General features: G+C 55.8%; 22 protein-coding genes. 6 read left to right on the forward strand and 16 right to left on the reverse strand.

Features of this window, described 5'->3' with window-relative positions:
• Window positions 1-85: 85 nt before the first annotated feature.
• The 10 genes from AC2FH6_RS18175 to AC2FH6_RS18220 form a co-directional block, all read right to left on the reverse strand.
• Window positions 86-967 carry a LysR family transcriptional regulator gene (locus AC2FH6_RS18175; RefSeq protein ID WP_142640095.1) on the reverse strand — a complete coding sequence of 294 codons (882 nt, stop codon included), beginning with the start codon at window positions 965-967 and terminating at the stop codon, window positions 86-88.
• Window positions 968-1,249: 282 nt separating this feature from the next.
• The gene (locus AC2FH6_RS18180) at window positions 1,250-3,031 is read right to left on the reverse strand and encodes a thiamine pyrophosphate-binding protein (RefSeq protein ID WP_496703826.1); all 1,782 of its coding nucleotides are present in this window, start codon (window positions 3,029-3,031) and stop codon (window positions 1,250-1,252) included.
• The gene (locus tag AC2FH6_RS18185; protein ID WP_496703827.1) at window positions 3,031-4,440 is read right to left on the reverse strand and encodes an aldehyde dehydrogenase family protein; all 1,410 of its coding nucleotides are present in this window, start codon (window positions 4,438-4,440) and stop codon (window positions 3,031-3,033) included. The genes AC2FH6_RS18180 and AC2FH6_RS18185 overlap by 1 nt, the downstream gene beginning before the upstream one ends.
• Window positions 4,421-5,335 (reverse strand): sugar phosphate isomerase/epimerase family protein, encoded by a 915-nt coding sequence (locus tag AC2FH6_RS18190; RefSeq protein ID WP_496703828.1) that lies wholly within the window; start codon window positions 5,333-5,335, stop codon window positions 4,421-4,423. The genes AC2FH6_RS18185 and AC2FH6_RS18190 overlap by 20 nt, the downstream gene beginning before the upstream one ends.
• A gap of 450 nt (window positions 5,336-5,785) precedes the next feature.
• A complete protein-coding gene (locus AC2FH6_RS18195) occupies window positions 5,786-6,601 on the reverse strand; it encodes a citryl-CoA lyase (RefSeq protein WP_496703867.1) in 816 nt (271 codons plus the stop codon).
• 17 nt (window positions 6,602-6,618) lie between these two features.
• On the reverse strand, window positions 6,619-8,511 hold the full coding sequence (locus AC2FH6_RS18200; RefSeq protein ID WP_496703829.1) for a bifunctional sugar phosphate isomerase/epimerase/4-hydroxyphenylpyruvate dioxygenase family protein: 1,893 nt from the start codon (window positions 8,509-8,511) through the stop codon (window positions 6,619-6,621).
• Entirely contained in the window at window positions 8,511-9,806 is a 1,296-nt protein-coding gene (locus tag AC2FH6_RS18205; protein ID WP_496692303.1) for a TRAP transporter large permease, read from the reverse strand. The genes AC2FH6_RS18200 and AC2FH6_RS18205 overlap by 1 nt, the downstream gene beginning before the upstream one ends.
• On the reverse strand, window positions 9,803-10,378 hold the full coding sequence (locus AC2FH6_RS18210; protein ID WP_496692302.1) for a TRAP transporter small permease: 576 nt from the start codon (window positions 10,376-10,378) through the stop codon (window positions 9,803-9,805). Before AC2FH6_RS18210 ends, AC2FH6_RS18205 begins: the two co-directional genes overlap by 4 nt.
• A gap of 30 nt (window positions 10,379-10,408) precedes the next feature.
• Entirely contained in the window at window positions 10,409-11,419 is a 1,011-nt protein-coding gene (dctP, locus tag AC2FH6_RS18215; RefSeq protein WP_496701104.1) for a TRAP transporter substrate-binding protein DctP, read from the reverse strand.
• Between the two features lie 100 nt (window positions 11,420-11,519).
• The gene (locus AC2FH6_RS18220; RefSeq protein ID WP_496703830.1) at window positions 11,520-12,737 is read right to left on the reverse strand and encodes a Gfo/Idh/MocA family protein; all 1,218 of its coding nucleotides are present in this window, start codon (window positions 12,735-12,737) and stop codon (window positions 11,520-11,522) included.
• A 74-nt stretch (window positions 12,738-12,811) separates the two neighbouring features.
• Between AC2FH6_RS18220 and AC2FH6_RS18225 the strand changes: the two genes are divergently transcribed.
• Window positions 12,812-13,465, forward strand: coding sequence for a GntR family transcriptional regulator (locus AC2FH6_RS18225; protein ID WP_496692299.1), 654 nt, complete (start codon window positions 12,812-12,814; stop codon window positions 13,463-13,465).
• A gap of 374 nt (window positions 13,466-13,839) precedes the next feature.
• On the opposite strand, the gene AC2FH6_RS18230 is transcribed toward AC2FH6_RS18225, so the two are convergent.
• From AC2FH6_RS18230 to AC2FH6_RS18250, 5 genes are read right to left on the reverse strand one after another with little or no spacing between them, the layout of a single operon-like run.
• On the reverse strand, window positions 13,840-14,214 hold the full coding sequence (locus AC2FH6_RS18230; RefSeq protein ID WP_142638874.1) for a nuclear transport factor 2 family protein: 375 nt from the start codon (window positions 14,212-14,214) through the stop codon (window positions 13,840-13,842).
• Window positions 14,211-15,107, reverse strand: coding sequence for an alpha/beta hydrolase (locus AC2FH6_RS18235; protein WP_496703831.1), 897 nt, complete (start codon window positions 15,105-15,107; stop codon window positions 14,211-14,213). The genes AC2FH6_RS18230 and AC2FH6_RS18235 overlap by 4 nt, the downstream gene beginning before the upstream one ends.
• Window positions 15,104-15,586, reverse strand: a complete 483-nt coding sequence (locus AC2FH6_RS18240) for a flavin reductase family protein (protein WP_496696864.1) — start codon at window positions 15,584-15,586, stop codon at window positions 15,104-15,106. Before AC2FH6_RS18240 ends, AC2FH6_RS18235 begins: the two co-directional genes overlap by 4 nt.
• A complete protein-coding gene (locus AC2FH6_RS18245; RefSeq protein ID WP_496703832.1) occupies window positions 15,586-16,263 on the reverse strand; it encodes a glutathione S-transferase family protein in 678 nt (225 codons plus the stop codon). Before AC2FH6_RS18245 ends, AC2FH6_RS18240 begins: the two co-directional genes overlap by 1 nt.
• Window positions 16,256-17,446, reverse strand: a complete 1,191-nt coding sequence (locus AC2FH6_RS18250) for an LLM class flavin-dependent oxidoreductase (RefSeq protein WP_496703833.1) — start codon at window positions 17,444-17,446, stop codon at window positions 16,256-16,258. The genes AC2FH6_RS18245 and AC2FH6_RS18250 overlap by 8 nt, the downstream gene beginning before the upstream one ends.
• A gap of 101 nt (window positions 17,447-17,547) precedes the next feature.
• Between AC2FH6_RS18250 and AC2FH6_RS18255 the strand changes: the two genes are divergently transcribed.
• Window positions 17,548-18,165, forward strand: coding sequence for a helix-turn-helix domain-containing protein (locus AC2FH6_RS18255; RefSeq protein ID WP_142638879.1), 618 nt, complete (start codon window positions 17,548-17,550; stop codon window positions 18,163-18,165).
• A 658-nt stretch (window positions 18,166-18,823) separates the two neighbouring features.
• Window positions 18,824-19,855: an NADPH-dependent curcumin/dihydrocurcumin reductase gene (gene curA / locus AC2FH6_RS18260; protein ID WP_496703834.1), complete on the forward strand. Its 1,032-nt coding sequence runs from the start codon at window positions 18,824-18,826 to the stop codon at window positions 19,853-19,855.
• A gap of 690 nt (window positions 19,856-20,545) precedes the next feature.
• On the opposite strand, the gene AC2FH6_RS18265 is transcribed toward curA, so the two are convergent.
• Complete coding sequence (locus AC2FH6_RS18265) at window positions 20,546-20,983, reverse strand: hypothetical protein (RefSeq protein ID WP_496703835.1); 438 nt, start codon at window positions 20,981-20,983, stop codon at window positions 20,546-20,548.
• A 131-nt stretch (window positions 20,984-21,114) separates the two neighbouring features.
• On the opposite strand from AC2FH6_RS18265, the gene AC2FH6_RS18270 reads away from it, so the two are divergent.
• The 3 genes from AC2FH6_RS18270 to AC2FH6_RS18280 all read left to right on the forward strand — a co-directional run bounded on the left by AC2FH6_RS18270 (window position 21,115) and on the right by AC2FH6_RS18280 (window position 25,821).
• Window positions 21,115-22,746 (forward strand): arylsulfatase, encoded by a 1,632-nt coding sequence (locus AC2FH6_RS18270; RefSeq protein WP_142638882.1) that lies wholly within the window; start codon window positions 21,115-21,117, stop codon window positions 22,744-22,746.
• A gap of 97 nt (window positions 22,747-22,843) precedes the next feature.
• On the forward strand, window positions 22,844-23,821 hold the full coding sequence (locus AC2FH6_RS18275) for an HAD family hydrolase (protein WP_496703836.1): 978 nt from the start codon (window positions 22,844-22,846) through the stop codon (window positions 23,819-23,821).
• 56 nt (window positions 23,822-23,877) lie between these two features.
• Entirely contained in the window at window positions 23,878-25,821 is a 1,944-nt protein-coding gene (locus AC2FH6_RS18280) for a multiheme c-type cytochrome (protein WP_496703837.1), read from the forward strand.
• The last annotated feature ends 317 nt before the right edge of the window (window positions 25,822-26,138 follow it).

The raw sequence follows: 26,138 nt of genomic DNA on the forward strand, positions 1-26,138 counted from the left end.
GATGCCCTCCGATTCAGGCCCCGTGTCTCATCAGACTAGCATATCGTCAAATCGCATATTTCAATCGCACGATAACGACACCTTATCACCGCAAAGACGTCACCACCGCGCGCAGCGCTCCAACCGTTGGCAGTTCCGGATCGCGTGTCAGGGTCGCCAGACAGATAGGTTTGCTGACCACCGGATCGACCAAAGGCAGAACCTTTGTTCCCTTCAGATCCCCCAACGCCCGTACCAACACGCGTGGCACCACGGTGGCCGCCAATCCCTCACGCGCCATGACCATTGAGGCAGTGAACCCGCTGGTTTCCGCGACCACATGAGGATGCAGGCCCTGTTCGGCGAAAATCCGGTCTAATATGCGGCGGTTCTGCATCTGCGGTTCAAGTAGGCTGACCGGAAATTCGGCGACCCGTGCCCAGGGAATTGGCCCCGTCTCGTCTGTCATATGAGACGGGATCAACAGGACATAGGTTTCTTCATACAGCGACTGTACCTGCCGCAAATCGGTGCCGATACTGTCGCCATATGTGATGCCCGCATCCAGACTGCCTTCGTCCAGCCGATGTTGAATGGCCGTAGCCGACATCGTTTCGATCCGAGTGATGATGCGCGGATGCGCCTGCTGCAGACGCTTGATCAACCGGCCCGTAAAGGCGATTGCAGTCGGGATCACGCCCAGTATCAGAGTCCCCGTGATTTCCCCCTTTGCCGCCTGCACCTGCTGTTCCAAGGCCTTGGTGTCGTCCAGAATGCGCCGCGCCCGCTGGACAATCATCTCGCCCTCTTCGGTCAGGCCCTGAAACCGGTTGGCACGGCGGACGATGGACACGCCCAACCGATCCTCTAGGTTGCGAATACGCATTGAAAACGCAGGCTGGGAAATCCCGCATTCCTCGGCTGCCTTTGCAAAATGCCGGTGCCGCGCCAAAGCGCTGAGCAGTTGCAGGTCGCGGATTTCGATCATGTGGCGGCATCACTCATATCAGGTCGGTGCCGACACTAGCGGAATTCCTTGGGATGAGGAAAGCAGGAGTTAAACCCGGCCCCTCAACTCCGCATTCAACATCATGCGCCAAACGTTGCCACGCAATGTCTGAAGGACCCCGGCGCTTTGGAGGTGTTCCTCTTTTTGTAGCCCGCTACTGGTGATGCTGTTTGATGTTTCTTCGCTCACCTCTGCGAGAATGAAACCACTGCAGGTCTGTTCGAGGCATACCCCCGGTGAGGCGTTCCTCGAACAGGCTTTTCACGTCGCTACGTGGGATACATCTTTGTCTGGTGAGTATATGTCCAAGATGTTCCAATGTCCGGTCGTTGGTGTCGGATTATTGATCATTGGGACATCAAGAACAGTGGGTTTGCCGCTGGCTATCGCCGCTTCCAATGCGGGCAACAGCTCGTCAGCAGCGCCCAGCCTGTGCCCCTCTGCGCCGTAGGCCCGTGCAATTTCTGCATAACCCGGTCCGTTGGCCGGCGCTTCGGCCGACCCTGGGAAGGTTGTACCATAGGTTAAACCGTAATGCGCCTTCTGAAGACCTGCGATCGTGCCGAAGGCGTTGTTGTTCATAACCAGCCAGATGATACCCAGATCAAGCTCGACCGCAGTCGCAAGCATCGACGGGTTTTGGCCGAAACCACCATCACCAACCAGGCTGATCACCACACAATCAGGTGCTGCCAGCTTCGCGCCGATCGCGCCCGGAGGGCCAAAACCCATTGTAGCAAAACCACCTGGGGTCAGGATCGAACCGGGTGTCAGGATGTCGAACTGTTGTCCGACGCCGTTCTTGTTCCATCCGACGTCCGTCGTGATGATGGAATCCTCGGGCAGTGCCTTGCGGGTATCTGCCAGAATACGCTCGGGCATCATCGGAAACGCTGATGAGGTGGCCATTTCCACATTGCGCGCTTTGAAGCCCATCCGGAAATCAGCAATCTTTTGTTCAACAGCGGGGCGCTTGAAACCGCCCGGATACATTTTGCGGGCAACCCGGTTGAGGACGCGCAACGCGGCCTTGGCATCCGCAACAACGCCGATCTCGGTGGGATAGTTCCGACCGATCTCCTGCGGCTCAATGTCGATATGAATGACCTTCGATCCGGGAATGTTGAACGTGTAGCCAGGGTACCAACTTGAACAATCAGCCTCTTTGAACCGAGTGCCTACGGCAAAGATGTAGTCCGCGTTCAGGCAAGACTGATTAACCAACTCGGTGCCCCAAAACCCGGTCATTCCCAAAACAAGCGGATGGTCGTCCCGCAGGGCGCCTTTACCCATCAAGGAATGCGCGACGGGCAGTCCCATGTGTTCAACGAACTCGCGCAGTTCCTCGCTGGCCTGTGCCAGTAGGATACCACCTCCTACATAGGCGACCGGATTTCCGGCTTTGGCCAACGCTTCGACAATCTCTCGCGCTGTCTCGTCGTCAATCGACGGTTTCTTGAGCGCGCGCGTGTTGTCGCGGATTCGGTCGAAACTGTCCGCGGGGATCACCTCTGAGAAGATATCCATGGGGACATTGACCAGAACCGGTCCGGGCTGACCACTTTCGGCCAGATGGAACGCCTTCTCCAGTATCTCAGCCATCAGGTCTGCGCGGTCCACCCGCCAGGCGCGTTTGACAAAAGGCCGATAGATCTCCCACTGGGCGGCGTCTGCGTGCAGGTTAACCTCCTGATGCGGATGCTTGCCATAGTAATGCGTAGGAATGTCACCCGCGATCACGACCATGGGGATACAATCCAACGCCGCATTGGCGACCCCGGTGGCGCAATTAGTTAGCCCCGGGGAGAGATGGGACAGCACCACCGAGGCCTTGCCCGTCACCCGCGCATAAGCGTCCGCCGCGTGGCTGGCGATCTGTTCGTGCCGCACAGTTACGAAATCAATGGGACTTTCCGCCAATGCGGCCAGAACCGCGATATTCGTGTGGCCGCACAGGCCGAATACATGCTTGACTTCACGGCGTTCGAGAAAGTCAACGATATGTTCGGCAACCGTTTTGCCTTCCAGTTTCGCTCCGTCCATCACGCGACCTCCTGTCCGTAGAACTCACCGAACAGCTCCGGCTCCGAGGGGCGATCCTCGGGGATCGGACGGCTGACCCAGGTGTAGTTCATCATGTGTTTCATGGTGACGTTTTCATTGGTGATATTGCCGCCCCAGATGCCGCAGCCCAGGCTGCTGGTCATAGGCATGCCATTGGTCCAGGCACCCGCATTGGCCTTGGACTGAGGCTGTCGAACCATCATGCGGCTGACCGGAGCCAGACGCGCCAACCGGTCGATGTGATCGTCATTGTGGCTGTAGATGCCGCAGGAATGGCCCTTACCCCCGGTGTTGTAGATCTGGCTGACCGTTTCCAGCGCACCATCGAACGTTTCGAAGTGATAAAGCGCCATCAGAGTGGTCAGTTTTTCCTTGGAGAACTTGTGCTGCGGGCCGATTTGCCCCTGATTTTCAACCATCAGAAACTTGCGATCTTCGGGGATGCTAAAACCGGCGACCTTGGCCGTTTGCTGCGGCGGACAGGCGATGGTTGGAAACGTACGGTTTCCCTTTTCATCCCACATGGCCGCTTCGAGCATGGCCTTCTCTTCATCCGAACACAGGTAGCCACCCTCAGCTTGAAGCGCCTTGACCATATCGTCGTAAACTGAGCGCTGGATGATGATGTTGCCGTCGGCCGAGCAGCCCGACCCAAAGTCGGAGGTCTTTGAAATGCGAGCGTTCTGCGCGGCGATGTCCAGATCGGCGGTTTCATCGATGACGATGGACGAATTGCCCGCGCCGACGCCATAGGCCGGGCGCCCTGAACTGTACGCTGCTTTGACCATGGGCTTGCCTCCCGTCGCCAAAGTCAGGTCGCAGATCTCCATCAGGTGTTGCGTCAATGGGATCGACGGTTTGCGAATGGACTGAAACAAGTCCTCAGGGGCACCGGCAGCACGACAAGCTGCACGCATGACTTCGACCATTTCAAAGGTGGTATGGGCAGTTCGCGGGTGCGGGCTGAAGATGACCGCATTCCGGGCGTTCGCGGCAGACACGCCGGTCACCGGTGGCGTCATCGCAGGGTTGGTCATGGGAATCAAGGATGCGATCACACCAGCAGGTTTGGCGTATTTCACGAGCCCCTTTTCTTCGTCGACTTCGACGATCCCAGTCGACGGGGTGCGCAGGACATCGCGCAGTACCATGTGTATTTTGAACCGCTTTGCAGGTCGTCCTTCGCGGTCACCAATGCCGCTTTCGTCCACCCCCTGCTGAGCCAGACGCGTGAAGGTCTTCTCGTTACCAGCATACCACGCAATTGCCTGAGACAGGCGGTCCAGCCTGTCCTGATCCCAATCCTCGATCTCGGCCATAGCAGCGCGGGCGCGTGCCAGCATATCGGCCGCCATGTTGCGGTCGTTTTCAGTGAGCTCTTTGCCCATGATGATCCTCTTGGTGTTTTAGAATTGCAGCATCGGGCACACGACGCTGTGACCGCGCCTCGCCGAATGTTCGCTTGGCGTGGCTGAGACAGCGACGCGCGTGTTCTTCATATCCCAACTCAGCAACGCGGCTTTGGTTGGGTAATTCAATGGAGTAGTCGACGGGCGGCATCCGTTCGATGATGCCAGTGAAGTCAATCCAGCCTTCGCCGGGATAGAGCCGCGCATCGCGGGCCAGTTGGATCATGCCCTCACGCGTATCCGCGATGCCTGGTAGACAGTCAGAGATATGCAGAAAGTGAAACAGGTCCGAAGGGACGTGCAGCAGTTCTCCTAGATCCACCCGGCTTAGGTGCAGATAAAGCGTATCGACCAGAATACCGCCATTCGGCTGATCGGAGGCGCGGACAATATCCAGCGCCTCATCCAGAGTACGCAGGCGTGAAAAGCTGGGGAACTCCAGATCGACCGTCAGCCCGTAGGGCGCGGCCAGTTCGCAGGTCTCGGAATAGACGTCAATCAGGAAGTCGCGATCATCGCGGGTGTTGGTCCACGCGCTCATGATCATACGCTTTGCACCAAGCTCTCCGCCTATTTCCAGAGAAGGTTCAAAACTGCGCGGGTCGACATCTTCGGTGATGCGCGCAAGCTCGACATCAAGAACTTTCAAGCCCGTCGTGGAAAGAGCGGTTTTGGTGGCCTGCACCTGTGCCTTGTCGATCGGGGATTGAGTAAACTCACCGGGCACATGCATCGGAATGAATCGCGGGCTGACGGCATCGTAACCGGCCCGGGCAGCAATGTAGACTAGCTCGGGCGGCGTGCAGCCGATCAGCGTCAGATGCGCCAAGGAATAGAGAGAGGGGCATGAGCCGGCCTCTTCGGGTTTCACCATGAACGACAGCTCCATACGTCTGCGAATCTAATTTTCATCATACTTAGTAAAAAATATCTGATATTTTTTAAAATATCAACTCTTAGTGGCTCGGCTTAAAGTGAAACCATCGGACGGGCTCCCGAGCGGGTTTAATTATTTTTTTACAGCGACTTATATGGCAATCCAATCGCTCTAAACTGGCGAGGCCCCACAGAGGCATCGTTAAATCGGACGCGTCTGCGCCGTGATCATCACCGGAATAGGCAGGCCAATCAGCCGGAACCCTGGCGCCATCAAGGCGCGCAGGCTCTGGCGATGCCGTATTGATCGGCCTTGGTGCGGTTTTCTAGAAGATCGAGGTTGCCGCAGATCATGACTTTGGCATTGGGAATTTTTGAATGTGGTTTTAGATCGACATCGTTTACACGACCAACGCCAACAGAGCCGGACCGGAAAGATTTCGATGTCTCACATCTCATCATTCCTGTCTTCGTAGAGGGGTAAGTAATTCGGGGGCATAGGGCCTTTGTTCCGACCGCCCTGGTTCATCTGTTCCCAGGCGTGGGCAAGTATTCCAACCGAACGGGACAAGCAAAACAACCCCCGCGACAGGGGCGCGGGAAAGCCAAGTTCGCAAAAGATCACGGCTGTCGCGCCATCGATGTTCATCGCAATCGGCCGACCACCCCGTTGACGACCAAGTTCGGCCTGAACCCCTTCTCCGATGTCTGCAAAGCGACCTGAAACGGTGCCTTCATTTGCCGCATTGCGAACGAGCTGCATCAGCCGGGGTGCACGCGGATCGACGGGCTTGTGAAACCGGTGTCCGAAACCTGAAACGATCTTGCCGTAAGTCTCGCGCCAACTGTCTAGACCATTCCGAACAGCATCATTCAGCGATGCCCCGGCATCCATGCGATCGGCGATATCATAATAAAGCTCGGCGCACTGCTCGCCTGCTCCGCCATGTACATCGCCCAGCATATTCACTGCAGTCGCCATCGCATTATTGAGACCTACTCCACAAGTAGCAGCCATGCGCGCAGCCGCAATCGAGGGAGCTTGCGGGCCGTGATCCACACCTGCGACCAGAGCGGCCTCAAACAGGCGCGCCTGAGCATCGCCCGGCAGATCGCCTCGCACCATCATCCAGATCATCTGCGGAAAGGATACATTCCCGATCAGGTCCTCTATGGCGTTGCCACGAAATGCGATGTACCCGGGCTTCATATCGATGATGGAGGTGCGCCACCATTGGCGAACGGCGCGCTCATCACTTGTCATGTTTTCATCCAGCGCGCTCATGGCGTTTGCACCTCTTTCGCCGCCTGAGTTTTCCTTTGCGCGGCGAGGCGAATAGGGGCGTTGCGCGCGCCAAAACCTGCATAACCAGCGCGGCGTTCAACGATTTCAAAGAAAAAACCGTTGAAAACGGGACGGCTATAGATCTGAAAATACTCTGCTCCCCCCGCGCGATCATAGAGGATATTGCCCCCATGCAGTTGGGTGATCAGTTCGTCACTCACCCCAAAAGTCGCCTGCAGATCAGCATAGTAGTTTTCTGGAATAGTCAGGCTGGGGAAACCAGACTTAAGCAGTTGAGCAGAGGTTTCAAAAATATCGTCGGACTGGAAGGCGATATGTTGAACGCCTGCCCCAAAGCCTTCTTCAAGGAACGATGCCGCCAGCGTTCGGCGACCGACGGCCCCGTTCAAGTTCAGACGCACTTCGCCTTCGGGGCTTTCGATGGCCTGGCTTTGCACGACGCCCGACGGGTCGGCCACGTTCACGATTGGCGACTTTGCCATGTCGAAGGTCGAGATGTAATACAGCAGCCAGCTTTGCATTTCATCGTGGCGCATTGTCTGTGCCAGATGGTCGATACGGCGCAATCCGGCGGGTTGCATGGCTTTGGTTTTGGCAACCGGTTCGAATTCGATATCCCAAACCCGATGCAGATCGGATTTCTCATCGATGAAATGAACGACGTTGCCACCAACACCACGGATTGCAGGGATATCCAGCTCTCCTGTTCCCACCGGTTGTAAGAAATTCGGGGCGCCCAGCGCGGTTGCACGTTGAACCGTCTGATCCGCATCTTTGACACGCAATCCCATGTCACAGACCGATGGGCCATGGCCCAGAAACGCCGAATGGGCAAAGCCTTCTTTTTCGGTATTCACAACGATGTTGATCGCGCCTTGCCGCCACAATTCGACAGACTTGGTGACGTGCTTTCGCTCCATTCGAAAATACATTGCTGACAGCAAGTCTGCCAGTTGTGCCCCGCTTGTTTCATCGGCTGCAAACTCTACGAATTCGAAGCCGGACGCATAAACGCGTTCTGGCAGGTTTGGGGTTCCAAAGTCTGCTTTCGGCTCGGTCCGTGATACCTCGTCCAAAAGGTTGACCAGGGACCTATAGCTGTCCCGGGCCAGTGTTCGGGCACCGGGCTGTGCCGCCACTTCGTTCACACGGGCGATAGACCAGGGTCCTATGTATCCTGCCCTGGCCAGCACGCGCACGAAGCCTGCTAGGTTAAGCGATCCAAGCCCAGGTAGAAGCCCGAAGTGCCTTTTGAGTCTGCGAATATCCATCTCAAGCCGGGGCGCATCGGACAGTTGCACATGGAACAGTCGCTCTCCGGGAATGTCCCTAAGGCGGGCGGGTTTGGAACCGTCAGCGAGCGAGAAGAAAGAGTTTAAAGCCAGTCCAAAGTAAGGGCTGTCAATCGCCTCGACGACGCGCAACGCCTGTTCGTCCGAGCGAATGAGATCGGACCACGGCAAACCCATATAAGCCAAGCGAAGCCCCATCCCTTTTGCAATCACGGTCGCTTCGCTGAGGTCTGAGATCACCTGATCCTCGGTGGCAGCAGGGTCCACTTCGAATGCAGAGCCAATTAGCAGCAGATCCGTTCCCAACTCGCTCATCAGATCGAGTTTGCGCTTAAGCCGATCAAAGGCACGTTCCCGCTCGCTGTCGGCCTGGCCTTCAAGGTTATGGAAGGGTTGCAGCAGACAAATCTTTAGTCCGAGATCTGATGCAATGTCCCGAATTCGCGATGGTGGCCCGTCAAAAGCGGTCAAATCCGGTTCATGCAACTCGACACCGCTAAAGCCCGCATCAGCGATTGCACTTAGTTTTTCGGCCAGATCACCGGGGATCGACGTTGTCGAAACCGAGAGACACATTACCCCTGATACCCAAACATACGCGGCAACCACAGAACCAGATCGGGCATCAACATCATGATCACCAAGGCGAAAATCAACACCGCCAAGAAGGCCCAAATCTCGGAAATGATTTCACGCAGTGGAATATCCGAAACAGCATTAATTACGAACAGCAGAATCCCGTAGGGCGGCGTGATCAGACCGATCATCGAATTCACGACGACCAGCACACCGAAATGCACCAGATCAATACCAAGCGCTTCGCAAGTCGGGATGAACAAGGGCACAATCACCAGAATGATCGTTGTCGCGTCCAAAACGCACCCCAGGGCAAGGATCAGCAGGTTGACGAGGATCAAGAAGACGATCGGACTGACATCCGAACCTTCCAGCAGCGCCGAGATAGACTGTGGGATTTGCTCCTGAATCACGATGAAGTTCAAAATGAACGCTCCACCAATGACAACTCCAACCGCTGCAGAAGAACGGGCGCTGTCAACGAAGACCTGATAAAGGCCACGGAACGACAAGGCGCGATAGAAGAACCCTGCCAGCAGCAGGGCATAGAGTGCGGCCACGGCCGCGGCCTCGGTCGGTGTCGTGACACCCCCGTAGATGCCATAGAGCAGGATGGCGGGCATTAGCAGCGCAGGAAACGCATTAGCGGTTTTGGCGGGCAATTCGCGCAACGGAACAGGTTCTTCCAAGGCAAAGTTCCGCTTTCCGGCCAGATAATAGTTCATCGCCATGAGGACGACGCCCATTATCAGGCCCGGCAGAATACCAGCCAGAAATAACGAACCGATAGAGGCCTTGGAAACGAGCGCATACAAAACCATCGGGATTGAGGGCGGAATGATAGGGCCGATTGTTGCCGAGGCCGCCGTGATTGCGGCTGCATAGCCTCGGCTATAGCGGCCATCTTTGGTCATCATCTCAATGATGATTTTACCAATTCCCGCCGCATCCGCGACAGCAGAGCCGGACATGCCGGAAAAGATCAGAGATGCCACTACGTTTACGTGTCCGAGGCCACCCTTGAAACGCCCGACCGCCGCAACGCAGAAGTTCAGCAGGCGGTCAGTGATCGACCCCGCATTCATGATATTGGCGGCGACAATGAACAAAGGCACGGCAAGCAGGATCGTGCTTTTGTAGAAGCCTTGTAGGATCTTCTCGCCCGCTAGGGCGACATCCAGTCCGGCCGTGCCTAAATACACCAATGAGGCTAAGAGGATGGAATACCCAATAGGTGTCCCAATGCCCGCCAGAAGAAAAAGAGCGAGCAGGCAGGAAATAAGTTCGATACTCATTTATTTGCTTCCTCGTCGTCTACGACGTCGACACGGGGATGATCGTCAACCACGTTGTACCCAACGACCAGTTCCAACTCTGTTTTTGGAGGGCCATTGCGCAAAACGTCGAAGAATAACCACGCGTATCGCGCTGCTACGACCAGCATGAATACCGCATATATCGAAAACACAGTGCGCAACGGTATCTTCTCGCCCGAGAACGGATTGCGGACAGTCGCTGTCTTGCGGATTTTCATCCAGTCGATGTAGTCCCAGGTCGGCAGGAAGCTATAGAGCATCCCGATCACGATCGCTGCGGCCGCCAGCATTGCAAAGATCTGGCGAACGCGCGTCGGCACCGAAAGATAGATGATGTCGAACTTCACATGATCCCGTTCGCGCACGATAAAGGCGCAGCTGAAGAAGATCACCCAGACCCAAAGAATGCCGATCAATTCTAGCGTCCAACCGGCGGGTGTAAAAAAATACCGCAAGAGAATTTGCAGAAGGAAGATCAGGAAGATTGCCGCCAGCATCCCGCCGGCAATCGCTTCGGTCAGTCGAGAGAACCCCTTGATAAAGGCCTTCATTGCGGTTCTCCCTCTCTTGTCTTGCTGGACTTAGTTGCCCAGAGCGTTAATCCGATCCAGAACCCCCTCGGGCCAAGAGCCAGCGAATTCGCTGTCCAGATACATGGACTGTACCTGATTGCGGAACGCAGCGAGATCAGGTTCGTAGATCTCCATCCCTTGCTCTTTCAGGAAGCTGACAAGGTCCTCTTCTTTCTGAAGCTGCTTTTGGCGACCAGATTCCGCGGCTGCGTCTGCGGCTTCCTGAACTTTAGCCTGCTGTTCCGGTGTCAGCCCGTCCCAGACACCCTTGCCAATGGCGATATAGTTAAGGTCCACCAGATGCGACGTTAGAACGATCTGATTGGTCACTTCATAGAACTTGGCGTCCACCACGGTCGGCAGTGGGTTGTCCTGACCGTCAACCGCACCTGTCGATAGAGCGGTGTAAACCTCTGAGAAGGCCATTGGCGTCGGGGCTGCACCCAGAGCCTTGCCTAGAAATTGCCATGCGTCTGTGCCCGGCATCCGAAGATTCACGCCGTCCAAGTCCGCTGGTGTCGTCACAGTCAGTTCATCTTTGGGCTGGCGCAGGTTCACCTGACGTCGGCCCAGATACATAACCGACAGGAGTTTAACACCCAGCTCTTCCTCAGCCTTTTGCTTGAACGCATCCATCAAGGGATCGGTAAAGACAGCCACCTGATGCGCGGCGTCCTGGTGGACATAGCCAGCAGTAAAGATCGAAAACTCGGGGAAGAACTGCGCGAGTTCCTGCGCCGAGGTAATCGACATTTCCAGGTTGCCCCGGCTGATGGCGTCAAGTTCGGTGCCCTGTGCAAAGATTGTGCCGTTATAGCTGGGCTCATAATTTGCGAATTCGGCAACCATTGGCGCGAAGATATCTGCCATGGCGACCGAGCGCTGGTCGGTCTCCGATCCTGATGTTGCGAGGCGAAGTTGCACTTTGTCTTCCGCCAGCGCACCACTTGTTGCGCTAAACAGAACACCGGTTGCGACCAGGGCTGATACTGCAGCCCTACGGGTAAGTTTGGTAATCACTTTGCTCCTCCCTGAGACATCATGAAGCTTCTTTTTTGCGATTCAGAGTTTTGACCTATTTTGGACATTTTGCAAGATTTTTTACAAAATATCAGATATTTTATATTACAGATACATTTGCATTTGGCGTATTTTGCAGGCTTTTTATCCTGACCTTCTCGCCCATTCTGCAGGAATTCTGTATAGCTTCAATGACTTGAAGTGTTCTGAAACCTTCCCATCCGGACACAATCGGATCTGCTTCGTGCCGAGCAACTTCAACAAAGTGCCTGAGTTGATTGACCAGCGGATCAGATGCACCCTTCTTCAACACGGTTGATGAGATTGGCGTCCACCAATCCCGTTGATCACCTTGGTAGTTCCATAGTCGAAGATCAGGTACGGACAACGATCCATGAGAACCACCGATCATGTAGCTACTCTCCGCTGTCGACGGATAGATTGGATATTCCTGAGACGTCATCTCCCAGCTCCACGGGGCGACGATGCTGTCGGACACGCTTATGGTCCCAATCGCTCCGCTTTCAAACGTCAACAGCGCCCCGGCGACATCTTCGTTGTCATAACCGCGTTGCGATGAAGCCGACTGCGCCTGTACTGTCACGACCTCTCCGGCCAGATACCGCAGAAGATCCACATCATGGACAAGATTGACCGAAATGGGTCCTGCACCGGGTTTCTTTCGCCAGGGCGCGGCATCAAAATACTCGTCGGGCTTATAGAACCAGCAATTCGCGTGGACAGCACGAACATCCCCAATCCTCCCATCAACAATAGCTTCTTTGGCTGACTTGATCAGGGGGTTATGCCGACGATGATGTCCGACCATCAGAGGCACATTGGCCCTCTCCGCTTCCTGGACAAGCTCCAGTGCTGCCGCAGCTTCCACGGCGATCGGTTTTTCGACGAGAACAGGACACCCATGTCGCACACATGTAAGGCCTTGTTCGACATGAAGCGTCGTAGGAGTCGCAAGCACAGCGCCGTCCGGCGTCTGAGTTGCAAACATTTCCTCAAGGGTCTCGTAGCATGCCACCCCGTGCTCAACGGCGTAAGCACGGCCTTCGTCACTGGGATCGACGACCGCAACAAGGTCAACATGGCGCAACGCCCGGATAGCGTCTGCGTGGCGGCGTCCAACAAGGCCAATGCCAACAATGGCAATGCGAAAGTTCTTAGACACTTTTGCTTCCTTCCGGATGGTTCGAAAAATCCCGAAACCGACATTTGCGACTGAGCTGCATTGCTCAATTTGGACATGAAGGTATTGGGGTTTTCGCGATTCCGCAATAATGTATGATATTTTTATTTTTACCATACATCAGTTGGGATTGCTGATGTCTCTGAAAAATGCTAATTGAACGAAGAAACTGAGAATATCGGGTGAAACGCATGGCGAAACAGCCGTCTACGATAGGTGCAAGCACCTATCAGCGCATCAAGCGGGATATCATCTTCGGGGCGCTGCAACCCGGTTCCAAACTGAAGCTGGACGCATTGAAGGAACGCTATGCGGCGAGCCTTTCGACACTTCGTGAAACCCTAAACAGGCTTGCCAGCGATGGGTTTGTCGAAGCTCCCGAACAACGGGGATTCCTGGTTGCGCCGGTCTCCCGAGAAGACCTGACCGAAATATCAGAGCTGCGTGTCCTGTTGGAATGCCACGCGTTGGAGTTGTCCATTGCGAACGGCGACACGGATTGGGAAGGCAACCTCGTTGCCGCACATCACAAACTGCACCTGATAGAACGGCAACTTCTCAAAGGCGACGAATCCGAGAAAGAAACCTGGAAACGTTATGATTGGGAGTTCCACCAAGCGATGATCGCGGCCTGCAACTCCAAGAACCTTCTGTCTCTGCACTCGATCATCTACGACAAATACTTACGTTATCAGATGCTCGTGCTGACCAATCGTGGCGAAGAAGCCATCAAGGAGCATAAGGGTATGTTCGATGCAGCATTGGCCAGAGACGCGAACACGGCAAAGAGGTTATTGGAAGACCACATTCGAAATGGCCTCGCGCATACCTTGGAGGCTATGTGACCTCTCCCCCCTTTACTGTGACACCGGTACTTTTAAGCTAAGAGCTGAATACTGTGATGCAGTGCTTCCGATGGCGTCTCAGGATCTAGTTAGAAATCTACATCTTCAGCGTGCCCCTGAGCAGCTTTTCATCATCCGATGATGGTAAAGCGCTTCTTCTCGCTCTCTTCGACAACCCTGTGCAGTTCCTCGAACCGATCCTTGTTCCCATTGGTAATGCCAAGTTTGGGCCTTAACTGTTTTCGCATCTTTTCATTACGCAATAACGGATTGCGCGAAACGGAGCTTGATTGCCGATGCAGCGGTTTGTCAAAGCGAGATAGGTTCCCTCTTACAAAACTGCTGCTTGCTTGGCTGCATCAAAGGCTGTCGGGTCAGCTTGTACGTTGCTTGTAGTACGTGTCTTTGTGGACAATCAGCCCGTCTCGGTAGGTCAGGATGTCAACGCTTAGAAACTCTTCTTTTGAACCATCCTTGTGCACGGCTGTACGGCGATATTCGCAATAAGCCTTGTTGCCGGAAATAGCGCAGTCGAGCGTTTCCCAATGCACGTTCGCGACCTTTTCAAACAGGGCTGCAAAAGCACCACGAATGGTTTCGGCTCCTTCCAGACGCACGCCATGTTCTTCGGGGCCAACAGCGTGATCAAATGTAGCGTCGGTTGCGAAGTGTCTCATTACAGAATCAATGTCATTGGCGTTAAACGCGTCACCGACAGAGTCGACTAGGTCTCGGGTCAAAGCGGTCATGATTTCGGTCCTTTTCCTTGAAGCATATCGCAAGTGTGTTTGAAGAAGGGGCTCGCCGGGTCAACCAGCACATTCAGTTCGTCAAAGTGATCCACATCGGGCACGAAATAGAGACCCATCTTGCGGTCTGCTGTTTCGTATTTTTCGACATACATTCGAGCCTGTCTGTGGAACTCATCGGTTTCCGCGCCGCCGACGACGACCAGCTGAGGGGCATTGGTACCCGGAGGGTGCTTGGTCATCGGGCTTTCGGCCTGGGCTTCTGCCGGATCCATTCGGATGCCCGCATTCAAAGCCTCGGTCAGGCGGACCGGCTCAAGATAGCTGAGCGGTGAGACCGGAATGCCAGATTTAATCAGGTCTGCGGGCAAGTCATCGTCAAATGCCGGCCAATCGGTCGCCATCATCATCTGGGTAATATGGCCGCCAGCGGAATGGCCCATAACGCAGAGACGGTCTGGATTGATGCCCAATGCGCCCGCGTTGCGCCAGACAAAGGACATGGCCTCACGCGCTTCTTCTGAAATTCTGGTGATGGTCACAGACGGGCAAAGATCGTATCCGATGACAACAATATTGAACCCCGCCTCAACAAACGGCGGCGCAATGAAGCTGTAGATCGATTTGTCGCCACGCTGCCAATAGCCGCCGTGGAAATAGACCAATGTCGGTGCGGCGGTGTCCGCGCAGCGGAAGACATCCAACTTTTGTTTTTCACCTTCTCCATAGCGGATATCTAGGCTGCAATCGGATGTTGCACGCGCGTGCGCGCTGTCGCGGCTCCACCCGGGAATGACGGTCACTTCATAGTCCGGCCGCCCAGCCCGCAAATTGTACTGCGCGTCGAATTCGTCAGGGCTGAACCGGGTGTGGAAAGTCAGGTGATCACTCATGATACTGCCTCCGATTGGGGCGCGGAAAAGAACGCGCCGCGACAAAAGACCAGCGGAGGAACGGGTGCATGGGCATAGTTCACGACACGTCCTAAGAGGATTTCATGATCACCCGCATCAACCCGGTTGTGCACGGTGCATTCCAGATGCGCAGATGCACCGGGGACCAAAGGCGTCTTGGCCCCAGGAGTCCATTCCGTATCGGCAAACCGGTTTTCCACATTGCTGGCAAAATGCAACGCCAAAGCTTTCTGATCCGCGGACAGGATGTTGACCGCGAAATGATCAGACCTGGACAGCGTCGGGAACACGCGACCCGATTTTGCGACACAGACAGAGATCACAGGCGGCTCGAGTGAGACCGAGGTGAAGGAGTTGGCGGTCAGGCCCCATGGCATGCCCTCGGGGTCATAAGTGGCCACGATTGTGACCCCTGTCGGAAAAGCGCCAAGCGCATGGCGAAAGTCACGCAGGTCCATCACAGAACTCCTTCGCTGACGCAGGCCTTTTCAAGGGCGGCCCACTCATCCGGGTTTGTGCCGAAATGACGCATGACGTGACCCCGGTATGCAGGGCGTTCCGCCAATCGTTCATACCACGCTTCGACATTGGGCAACGGTGGGCGGTCGACCTCGACATTGAAATAGCGGTACGCCACGCAACCCAGCGGAATATCAGCCATGGTAAAGCTGTCGCCACAGACATAGGCCTTATCCGCAAGGTGCTGATCCAGAATGGTCAGCGCTTCATGCGCCTCATCGCGAAGTTTGGCGATCTGTTCCTGGTCCCGTTGGTCGGATTGGGTGCGCACAGTTGCAAAAAACAGGTAAATCACCGGCCCGAAGGCGCGGCTGGCGGACCACTCCATCCATTGATCCGCGATGGCGCGGGTCTGTAGGTCAGAGGGGCTAAACGTTCCCGCGCCGTACCGGTCGCAGAGATACCGCACAATGGCGAGGCTTTCCCAAAGCGCGAAATCCCCATCGCGGATCGCCGGGATCATTTTGTTGGGATTGATCTGCGCGTACATATCAGTGTCGAGCTTGCCAAAGCTGCCCCCGGCCAGTTGCAGCGTATAGTCCAATCCCAACTCTTTGGCTGTCCAAATCACCGGAATAACGTTTGATGAATAGGGCCGCCCCCAAATTTCAAGCATGCTCCAACATCCTTTTCTGCGCGATGGATTGTGTCCCGAATTTTGGAACGACATGCTCAAACAGTCGATGCCAACTGGACAGGATTTTCTCATAGGGAACGCCAGTGTATTGCTGCATCAACATGAGGTGGTCGAGGCCGATGGTTTCCTGCCGCTCGGCAAAACGATCCGCTACATATTCGGCGTCACCAACCACAATGATCCCGCGTTTATTGAGGAAATCGAACCAATCCATCTCTTCGTCCTCAGAAGTCATCTCTTCGCCGACATCAAGATAGCCATGTTTTGTCCACTCGCCCTTGGGGCGCGACCCGCCGAGGAATTCGTAATAGGCATTGATCGGGCCACGAATGGTGTTCATCGCCTCCTCCATGCTTTCACCGACATAGAACGCCGTGCAGACGCCAACGCCTTCTCCTGGTTTCACATCGCGCCCTTCACGTTTGGACAGCGCCTCGCGGTAGGGTTCCCAGCAGGCCAGTGTCGCCTTGGGTCCAGCGGCCATCGAGATCACACCCCACCCTTTTTCACCAGCAAGCTTGAATGTAGGAGGCGCATTCGACATGAGCCAGACCGGCGGGTGCGGATCAGAATACGGGCGTGGATGCACGTATATCGCTTTGTACTCGCCATTCTCGTCGTGATAGCGCGGGTCCAGCGGTTCAAAAAAACGGTTGGCTTCTTTCCAGCCTGGAACTGGGAACTCATAGAACTCACCTTGATGGGTGAAGGCCTCGTTGGTCCACGCCTTAAGAATAATATCCAGGCTCTCTTGATAGAGGCGCATCACCTTGGCGTTGTCGCGCCGATCCGCATCCGAGTTGAACTGGATGGTCGAGCGCTCATTGATGCCCTTGGCGACACCAAAATCGAACCGGCCCAGCGACATGTTATCCAGCATCGCCGCGTCTTCGGCCACGCGCAATGGGTGCCAGTCCGGCAAGATAATGGGTGCAGTTCCAACCCGCAGTTTTTTGCAATGAGCAGCCACATGCGTACCCATCTGGATCGGGTTGGGCGGTGCGTTCATATAGCCGTTATGGGCAAAGTGATGTTCTGTGAACCAGGCGGTCGTGAATCCAGCCTGCTCTGCCAGCGAACATTGTTCGAGGATCATCTCCAATGTCCGGGTCCAGGGAATCGTCTCACCAGGACTGAAATTGGCAATCAAATCAAAGCGCATAGCGATCTCCCGGACAGATGTGATAAGTTGAATTATTACCCAATTTTCAACTAAGTTGAATTTTACTCGAAAAATCAACAAAAATCTCTTATCCCGAATGCATGAATAGCAACGTTACTGATACTGACACTCAACGGCTTGGCAGCGAAATCCGCGAAGTGCGCAAGGCGCGTGGCCTGACGTTACAAGACCTTTCGGAAACGGTATCCTGCTCGACGGCGTATCTGAGCCGGATCGAGCTGGGATCAGCAAAAGCATCGGCGGAGCTTCTGCGAGAGATCAGCGAAGCGCTCTCGGTCGATCCCAACTGGTTCTTTCCCAAGCAATCGGGTGCCGGACCATTGGAGCGCAAACACGTCGTACGCAAAGAAAATCGCAGGGCGCTTTCCAACATGTACACGCGAACAACCCAAGAGTTGGGATTCGAAGACGAACTGCTATCCAGCACACTATCCGGACAATGCTATCTGATCCTGTCACGGTTCCGCCCAGGAGCCGGTACACCGCCTGAACCCCAGGAAGGTTATTCTTTCGAGGGCGAGCAACATGCGATCGTCTTGAGTGGCGAAGTGGAGCTGCGCCTTGGTGAAGAAATCATAGTTCTTCGCAAAGGCGACAGCTTTTCCTACCCTTCAATGATCGCGCATCGGTTCCGCAACCGGACTGACAAAGAGGCCACAATGGTCTGGGCGATGTCGCCAATACGAATTACTTGGTGATTGTTGGCCAGCTATCACTATTGTGAGAATTGCTTTTGATACAAAGCAACTGATAATGGCATTCGGAAAAGCCCACAGATCTGACCTAACTGCTTGGGCCAAAACCAGTCATTTGGTCAATAGAGACAACAGTTGGCTTTGTCCTGCGACCTGGAAATTCGACCACTAATCGTCGCCACGGTCTGCATGAATGGTTATCCTTTCCGCTGAACAGCGGCACCAGATCCTCCACTCGCGCTGCATTTGAGACGCTGCGTGCGCTTGCAGCTCACCAACGCGATCTCGCTCTCTTCGATATGACCATCGACAGTAAATTGTGCGGCTGTGACTTGGTCACGATTGAAGTCTTTTATGTCCTGGCTTCTGGTCAGCCCCATGAGCAGGCTTCAGACCTGCAAAGCAAGACTCGGAGACCCCTCCATTTCGAGATTCTTGAAGGAACCAGAACCTCAGTCGAGAGGTGAATGGAAGACGAACCTAGGGTCGGGTTTGATTACTTTTTAGCAGGGCGTTTCCATGAGCGTTTGGGCATTTCAATGCGCAGATCGTGCGTGATTGGGCCACGTCTATAGGTTTTTCGAACTCGTTGGTGCTGTCGTGTTGCTCTGCAGCGGAATTTGGTCTCTGTTGCAAGAAAGCCGTCTTATGAGAGGTCACAATGCCCCAAGCATCCGCCACCAATCGTCGTATTGTTCTCGCCAATCGCCCAACCGGACAACCGGACGAGAATACATTGCGCCTGGAAACCACGAGCGTTCCTGAACCTGGACCAGACGAAATGCTGGTACGTACGGTGTACCTGTCGTTGGATCCTTACATGCGTGGCCGAATGAATGACGCAAAATCCTATGCCGAACCCGTTCCGATTGGCGGTGTTATGACGGCGCAGGTCGTCGGGCAGGTGGTCAAATCCAACATCGAAGGATACGAAGTCGGAGAGTATGTGCTCAATACAAGCGGGTGGCAGGATTTTGCTGTCTCAGACGGAACGCAGGTCGTTAAGTTGGGTAAATCTCCGGACAACCCGTCTTGGTCGCTCGGAATTCTCGGAATGCCAGGCTACACGGCTTATGCCGGGCTTCTGAAAATCGGGGAGCCAAAAGCCGGTGAAACAGTTGTTGTGGCTGCCGCAGCCGGCCCGGTAGGCGCAACAGTCGGTCAAATCGCAAAGCTAAAAGGATGTCGCGTAGTGGGCATCGCAGGCGGTTCTGAAAAATGTGCTCATGTAGTCAAAAACCTTGGATTTGACGCGTGTTTGGACCATCGATCTGATGATCTGGCGGCGCAACTGCGCGAGGCTTGTCCAAGTGGAATTGACGTGTATTTCGAAAACGTTGGCGGCAAAGTTCTCTATGCCGTATTGCCGCTCTTGAACCCGTTTGCACGGGTGCCCGTCTGCGGGATTGTATCCTGGTACAACCTGCCCGGCCTACCGGACGGCCCGGATATGGGCCCTGCGATCATGGGCACGATCCTGCGGATGAAAGTCAGAATGCAGGGTTTCATAATCTTCGACAACTTTGGTGCCGACGTGTATCAGGAGTTTGTCCGCGATATGACGGCTTGGCTCAAAAACGGTTCAATAAGCTACAAGGAACATGTGGTTGAGGGGCTTGAAAATGCTCCGGAAGCATTCAATCAACTGCTGGCCGGCGGTAACTTTGGAAAGATGGTCGTAAAAGTTGGTTAGCCGGACACGCAGCCAGACATTGCATCGTTCTTTGGATGGTTCCATCGTCAAAGTAACGGCCCAAAGCTGCAGTTGAGCCAAAGGTTCGATCTTCTCGGCTGATCCCGAAATCTGCCATTCGGGCTACTGGAAGGATGCGCCACTTTCAGAAGTTTAGTCGCCCGTCACGGCATTCGGATGACGCTCGACAGGGATTTTGCGTGGGGCACATTGCTCTGGGAGGCGTGTATGTCGCCAGGGGAGGCGTGTATGTCGCCAGCGGCGACGCAAATGCAGCCGTCGACGCTGTGCATCAGGCACTTACCCTCAAACCTAACGGATACGAGGCTAACCTCTTCATGGGTTTCTATCTCCAGTTTGCGGGGGACGCCGCAAGTGCCGTGGATTATCTGTTGATCGCCAAACGTCTTATTCCTGTGCAGACTTACGCGTAGACGCTGCCCTATGAATGTTCGCTCCAACAACCCGGTCTCTAGGTTGGTGCATCTCACCTTAGTGCAGACTGGGCTGATCGTGTTGAAAAACTCCGATTTTCGTGAAGATGGGTGAAATACTTGCCTGCAGGAGGCCTTTCCGAGAATTCGTCGAGGGGGAATTCGCGTTGACAGTGTCCGGAGCTCTCAGGGCCCCTACCAAGCACAGGGTTTCAATTTAGCCGCCGTAACGGATTCTGGCGGAAAAATGCAGCCGTCAGATACTCGAGTTTTTCAACACAATCGGCTCATAGCGGCCATCGAAGCAAACGCAGCAATCGATGATATTGTAATACGTCAACGTCGGGTTGGCGCTGACGTCAGACATCTCCCATCCCTCTTCAGGCGGAATTTGTCCGGCACCTTGCATGTAAATTTTCTGCACCGGATCGCCATAGAAGCCGAGACAGAAGCCTAGTGAAACCGCCTGCGCCACTTCGCGGAGCGCATCCACAAAGGCCGGGTCTGTGTCCTGACTTTCATCGGCAAAGATGACCGGAAAGCCTGCTGTGCGCGTGGGCTTCCGGCTTGTGCGCCAAGGACACCGCTTGCAGGCCATGGCAGTTCCTGATGACGTGCCGGTCCGCAACGGCCTAGACACAATGGCCGACAACCGAAAGATTGCCCAAAAAAAAGAAAGTGTTGCGCCATACATTCAACTTATGGATAGTTGATCCCACTCGAAATGTTCTACGGGCGGACAAAGGCAAGCAAAGCCTCTCGCTTGGTGCTTGTCTGCAACCAACTCAAGTTTCACTGTTAGCGAATGTGAGGGAGTGACCGATTATGCCAGTTTCGTATTTGAACAGGGCCGTCGCGGCCGGGTTCCTGATTTTAAGCATTGGGATTGCGCCGGCGCTTGCCCAAGAAGGCAGCGCGGGCGGCAAGCCGAACGTTCTCGTCATTTGGGGCGACGACATCGGCCAGTCCAATATCTCCGCATACACAATGGGGTTGATGGGTTATCAAACGCCGAATATCGACCGGGTTGCCAGAGAAGGTATGATCTTCACCGACTACTACGGTGAACAATCCTGCACGGCTGGCCGGTCATCCTTTATCATGGGCCAGTCGGTCTTCCGCACCGGCCTTTCCAAGGTCGGCCTGCCCGGTGCCAAGGAAGGTATGCAGATCGAAGATCCCACCATTGCCGGCCTCCTCAAAGCCGAAGGCTATGCCACCGGTCAATTCGGCAAGAACCATCTGGGAGACCGGGATGAACACCTTCCGACGAACCACGGTTTCGATGTGTTTTTCGGAAATCTCTACCATCTGAACGCCGAAGAAGAGCCGGAAAACGAGGACTACCCGAAGGATATGGTGTTCGCAGACGGCACGACGTTCCTTGAACGGTTCGGTCCGCGTGGTGTTTTGAACGTGACAGCGACCTACGGCGAAAATGAAATCACGCAGAATATCGAGGATACCGGGGCTCTGACCCGGAAGCGGATGGAGATTGTGGACGACGAGACATCAGATGCTGCAATTGCCTGGATGGAGGAACAGACCAACGCCGGCACCCCTTGGTTCCTGTGGTGGAGCGGCACACGGATGCATTTCCGTACCCACGTCAGCGAAGAGAACCGCGCGCTCGCGGATGAGTTATACAATGGGGAAAAAGCTGATGAATACACTGCCGGCATGATCGAACACGACATGGATATCGGCAAGTTCCTCGAAAAGCTTGACGAGCTCGGCATCGCCGATAACACCATCGTGTTCTATTCCACTGATAACGGCGTCCATATGAACACATGGCCGGATGCCGGAATGACCCCGTTCTGGGGCGAGAAGAACACCCAGTGGGAAGGCGCCTGGCGGGTGCCTGCTATGGTCCGCTGGCCCAGTAATATCGCGCCCGGAACTATCTCGAACGAGATCGTGCATCACATGGATTGGCTGCCAACATTCCTGGCCGCTGCAGGCAATGAAACCATCAAGGAAGATTTGCTCGAAGGCATCACCGTTCCGGAAATGGCAGGCCGCGAGTATCGCGTCCATCTCGACGGCTACAACCTATTGCCAATGCTCAAGGGTGACACGGACAAGAGCCCGCGTAATGAGATCTTCTACTTCACTGACGACGGCGACCTCGCGGCGATCCGGCTCAACAACTGGAAGATCACCTTCCTCGAGCAGAAGGCCTGGGGAACTCTCCGGGCCTGGATGGAGCCGCTGACGCCGCTGCGCGTGCCGCTGATCTTCAACCTGCGCCGCGACCCTTATGAACGCGGTTACCGGACGTCGAACACCTATTACGACTGGCTGATGGACCACGCCTTCATGCTGGTGCCGGCCCAGGCTTATGTTGGGCAGTTCCTGGCAACCTTCGAAGAATACCCACCGCGGCAGGAGGCGGCTTCGTTCAGCCTCGACAAGGTAATGGAGAAGCTGTCGCAGCCGGGCGGCTCGCAGTAGACTCATCCCGCTTCGTCCCGACGGAGTATTCCGTCGGGGCGCCTAATTTTCCGGTTGCCTCGGCATCCCTTTCCCTGCATTTGCGGAGGTTGTCCCTATGCGTGCTCTGCTAATTTCAATTCCTTTGACAATTCTGTTTGCATCAGCTCCGCTCGCTGACCCTTTGCCGTCTTGGACGGATACGGCCACCAAGGATCGGATCATTGCGTTTGTCGAAGGCATAACGGACCCGGATTCACCTGATTATGTCACCCCGGCCGCGCGTATTGCGACCTTCGACAATGACGGCACGCTCTGGGCAGAACAGCCGGTCTACTTTCAACTGCTATTTGCCATCGACCGATTGAAAGAAATGGCTGCCGCTGATCCCGGGGTGCTCACGTCTGACGTGCTGCGGGCCGCAGTCGAAGGCGACATGGAGACAGTGGCCGCCTCGGGCACTGAGGGACTGTTGGAAATCGTCTCCACCACCCACTCCGGCCTGACGGTGGACGAGTTCCAGGCGGTCGTGCGCAGCTGGCTGGACACGGCCAGGCATTCCGGCACAGGCCTGGCCTATGACCAAATGGTCTATCAACCCATGCTGGAGCTCTTGACCTTTCTACGCGATGAAGGCTTCCGTACCTACATCGCCTCAGGCGGCGGCCTGCATTTCATCCGGGTGTTCTCTGAAAGCGCCTATAACATTCCGCCCGAGCAGGTCATCGGATCCATCGGAAATGGCAGTTATTCCGCCGGGGACGGACCGCCGCGGGTGATGAAGGACCCCGGTTTATTCTTCATCGACGACAAGGCAGGTAAGCCCGTTGCTATCGAGGCCCGCATCGGGCGCCGGCCGGTGATCGCAGTGGGAAATTCCGATGGAGACTTCCAGATGCTTGAGTGGACTACTGCGGGCGATGGTGCGCGGCTGGGCATCCTGCTGCACCATACTGACAGCGAACGCGAATACGCTTACGGCCGTGAAAGCCATATCGGGCAGCTTGCACGCGGACTTGATGAAGCAGCCAGCCGCGGTTGGCTGGTAATCGACATGGCCCGTGATTGGGAGCGGATCTGGCCGAGCCGCGAATGAAGCCCTGCACCATCCCTGTCCATGAACGACCCAGAAAATCGGATGGCCCTCTGAAAATGCAGATTGTAGTCTTGATCCTTCTCTTGCTGCTGGGTCTGCCAGCGATGGCCCAGAGCCTTGACGGCTACTTGGGGTCGGATAGTTGCACCGGTTGCCATAAGGACAGTGCCGCAGGCTGGGCAGGATCGCATCACGCTCAGGCCTGGACAACGCCGTCGCGGGAGACGGTCGCAGGTGACTTCGGCGGAACGGCCTTTCACCATGACGGTATGACCGCCCGGTTTCAGACAGGAGCTGAGGGCGGATACTACGTCGAGGTGATCGAAAAGGATGGATCGCAGGCGGAATACAAAGTGCATTCGGTTGCGGGGATCGAACCGCTGCAGCAATATCTTCTCGAGACCGAACCGGGGCAGCTGCAGAGTTTTGACGTGGTCTGGGACACCGAAGAGGGGAAGTGGTTCCACCTTTATCCGGACCAGACCCTGCCTCCGTTGGATGGTCTGCATTGGACGGGTCCCTATAAGACCTGGAATGCGCGCTGTGCGGAGTGCCACGCCACCGGGTTCCGCAAAAACTACGACGCACGCCGTTTAAGCTATGCATCAACCCAGGTCGAAATAGGCGTTGGCTGCGAGGCTTGCCACGGACCGGGAAAGGACCACGTTGAATGGGCTGATACATGGGAAACGACAAGGACACCACCGCCCGCAAACCATGGATTTCCTGTGGATTTCGCCGATCCTCGGCAGGCAGTCGAACAATGCGCGACGTGCCATTCCAGACGCGAAGCCAACTTGGACGGCAACCCGGTGCCTGGCACGCGTTTTCATGATGCCTACACGCTCGCACTTTTGCGCCCAGGACTTTACCACGCGGACGGGCAGATCCAGGACGAGGTCTATGTCTACGGCTCCTTTCTGCAATCTAAGATGCACGCTCGGGGCGTGACTTGCCTGAATTGCCACGGCGCACACAGTCTGGACCTGAAGGCAGAAGGCAACGGCCTTTGCACCCAATGCCACAGCCCGGCGGGCAATCCGGACTTCCCAACACTCACAGCAGCAGACTACGACAGCCCTGCACATCACTTCCACCCGGAAAGCAGCGCTGGAGCGAAGTGCCAGTCCTGCCACATGCCAGAACGCGTCTACATGGGCAACGACTGGCGCGCCGATCACTCCTTCCGCATTCCCCGGCCGGATCTTTCGCCGGTGACGGGAGCACCGGATGCCTGCACCGCCTGCCACCGCGGCCAGGACGCAGCCTGGGCAGCTGCACAGATTTCCGCTTGGTATCCGGACGACAGAAACCGTGGCCGGCATTACGGGGAGGTGCTGGCGCGGGGGCGTGCCGATGCGGCAGCGGCCGCTGGCGACTTGACAGCGCTGGCGCAGAATACCAGCCAGCCGGGCATCGTGCGGGCCACTGCGCTCTGGCTTTTGGAGCAGTCCAACGACCCGCTGTTCGCCGCTAGGCTGACGGACCTGCTGCGGGACCCGGATCCGCTTGTCCGCGCTGCCGCGGCCTCTCTGCAGCGCCTTGCACCGCTTCAGGAAAGGGGCAAGCGCCTGGCCGCTGTCTTTGCCGACCCTGCCCGCAATGTGCGCATGGCCGCTGCCCGCGCGATGCTGGGTGATACGGAGAACCGCCTCCAGAATGGAACCGCCAGAGAGCTGCAAGCCGCCATGGCTGAATGGCAGGATGCCATGGCAAACCGGCTCGATTTTCCTGAAACCCACCTCCAACTGGGCGGTGTGGCACTGACCATGCGCAACATGGGCATGGCCACATCCGCGTTCCGCGAGGTGGTGCGGCTGGATCCGCAACGGCTGGATGCATGGATGATGCTGGCCAGGATCACAGCGGCAACCCAAGGACGCGTTGCTGCCGCCGCGGTTGTGGCAGAAGCTCTGTCAGCCAATCCGGAACATCCCGCACTTCTGGCCGCACAGGCAGAGCTGGAAGGAAAACCTGCACTGCAAGGAGATAGCGAGTGACTGCTCTTGCCAGAATCCGGAACCTCAGAGCGGACCGCTGAGCTGCTCAGCTTCTGCTATCTCTGAAGCCACACGGCACACAATGAAATGTTAGCTCAAAAGGCACTGCCTTTTAAAAACGATCTTGACCGCAATCGTGCCGGCAGTTGCCGGCATCCGGGCCCGCGTCTGCTCAGAATACTGACTGGAACTACGAGGCAACGATCTACTTGTTCGCGCCCGAGACCAAAACCGCAATCGATACACCCTCAGGGCAGATCAAGGGCGCACTCATGTTTGGCGACGCGCTTGAGAATCTGGACTTTGCCTATATGGGA

The organism is Ruegeria sp. CDSC045 (genome assembly GCF_059610725.1).

Bases quoted from the DNA above. Each gene is read 5' to 3' on its own strand.
- AC2FH6_RS18175 (WP_142640095.1), bottom strand. From the start codon at position 967: ATGATCGAAATCCGCGACCTGCAACTGCTCAGCGCTTTGGCGCGGCAC.
- AC2FH6_RS18180 (WP_496703826.1), bottom strand. From the start codon at position 3,031: ATGGACGGAGCGAAACTGGAAGGCAAAACGGTTGCCGAACATATCGTT.
- AC2FH6_RS18185 (WP_496703827.1), bottom strand. From the start codon at position 4,440: ATGGGCAAAGAGCTCACTGAAAACGACCGCAACATGGCGGCCGATATG.
- AC2FH6_RS18190 (WP_496703828.1), bottom strand. From the start codon at position 5,335: ATGGTGAAACCCGAAGAGGCCGGCTCATGCCCCTCTCTCTATTCCTTG.
- AC2FH6_RS18195 (WP_496703867.1), bottom strand. From the start codon at position 6,601: ATGACAAGTGATGAGCGCGCCGTTCGCCAATGGTGGCGCACCTCCATC.
- AC2FH6_RS18200 (WP_496703829.1), bottom strand. From the start codon at position 8,511: ATGTGTCTCTCGGTTTCGACAACGTCGATCCCCGGTGATCTGGCCGAA.
- AC2FH6_RS18205 (WP_496692303.1), bottom strand. From the start codon at position 9,806: ATGAGTATCGAACTTATTTCCTGCCTGCTCGCTCTTTTTCTTCTGGCG.
- AC2FH6_RS18210 (WP_496692302.1), bottom strand. From the start codon at position 10,378: ATGAAGGCCTTTATCAAGGGGTTCTCTCGACTGACCGAAGCGATTGCC.
- AC2FH6_RS18220 (WP_496703830.1), bottom strand. From the start codon at position 12,737: ATGGTAAAAATAAAAATATCATACATTATTGCGGAATCGCGAAAACCC.
- AC2FH6_RS18225 (WP_496692299.1), top strand. From the start codon at position 12,812: ATGGCGAAACAGCCGTCTACGATAGGTGCAAGCACCTATCAGCGCATC.
- AC2FH6_RS18230 (WP_142638874.1), bottom strand. From the start codon at position 14,214: ATGACCGCTTTGACCCGAGACCTAGTCGACTCTGTCGGTGACGCGTTT.
- AC2FH6_RS18235 (WP_496703831.1), bottom strand. From the start codon at position 15,107: ATGAGTGATCACCTGACTTTCCACACCCGGTTCAGCCCTGACGAATTC.
- AC2FH6_RS18240 (WP_496696864.1), bottom strand. From the start codon at position 15,586: ATGGACCTGCGTGACTTTCGCCATGCGCTTGGCGCTTTTCCGACAGGG.
- AC2FH6_RS18245 (WP_496703832.1), bottom strand. From the start codon at position 16,263: ATGCTTGAAATTTGGGGGCGGCCCTATTCATCAAACGTTATTCCGGTG.
- AC2FH6_RS18250 (WP_496703833.1), bottom strand. From the start codon at position 17,446: ATGCGCTTTGATTTGATTGCCAATTTCAGTCCTGGTGAGACGATTCCC.
- AC2FH6_RS18255 (WP_142638879.1), top strand. From the start codon at position 17,548: ATGAATAGCAACGTTACTGATACTGACACTCAACGGCTTGGCAGCGAA.
- curA (WP_496703834.1), top strand. From the start codon at position 18,824: ATGCCCCAAGCATCCGCCACCAATCGTCGTATTGTTCTCGCCAATCGC.
- AC2FH6_RS18265 (WP_496703835.1), bottom strand. From the start codon at position 20,983: ATGTATGGCGCAACACTTTCTTTTTTTTGGGCAATCTTTCGGTTGTCG.
- AC2FH6_RS18270 (WP_142638882.1), top strand. From the start codon at position 21,115: ATGCCAGTTTCGTATTTGAACAGGGCCGTCGCGGCCGGGTTCCTGATT.
- AC2FH6_RS18275 (WP_496703836.1), top strand. From the start codon at position 22,844: ATGCGTGCTCTGCTAATTTCAATTCCTTTGACAATTCTGTTTGCATCA.
- AC2FH6_RS18280 (WP_496703837.1), top strand. From the start codon at position 23,878: ATGCAGATTGTAGTCTTGATCCTTCTCTTGCTGCTGGGTCTGCCAGCG.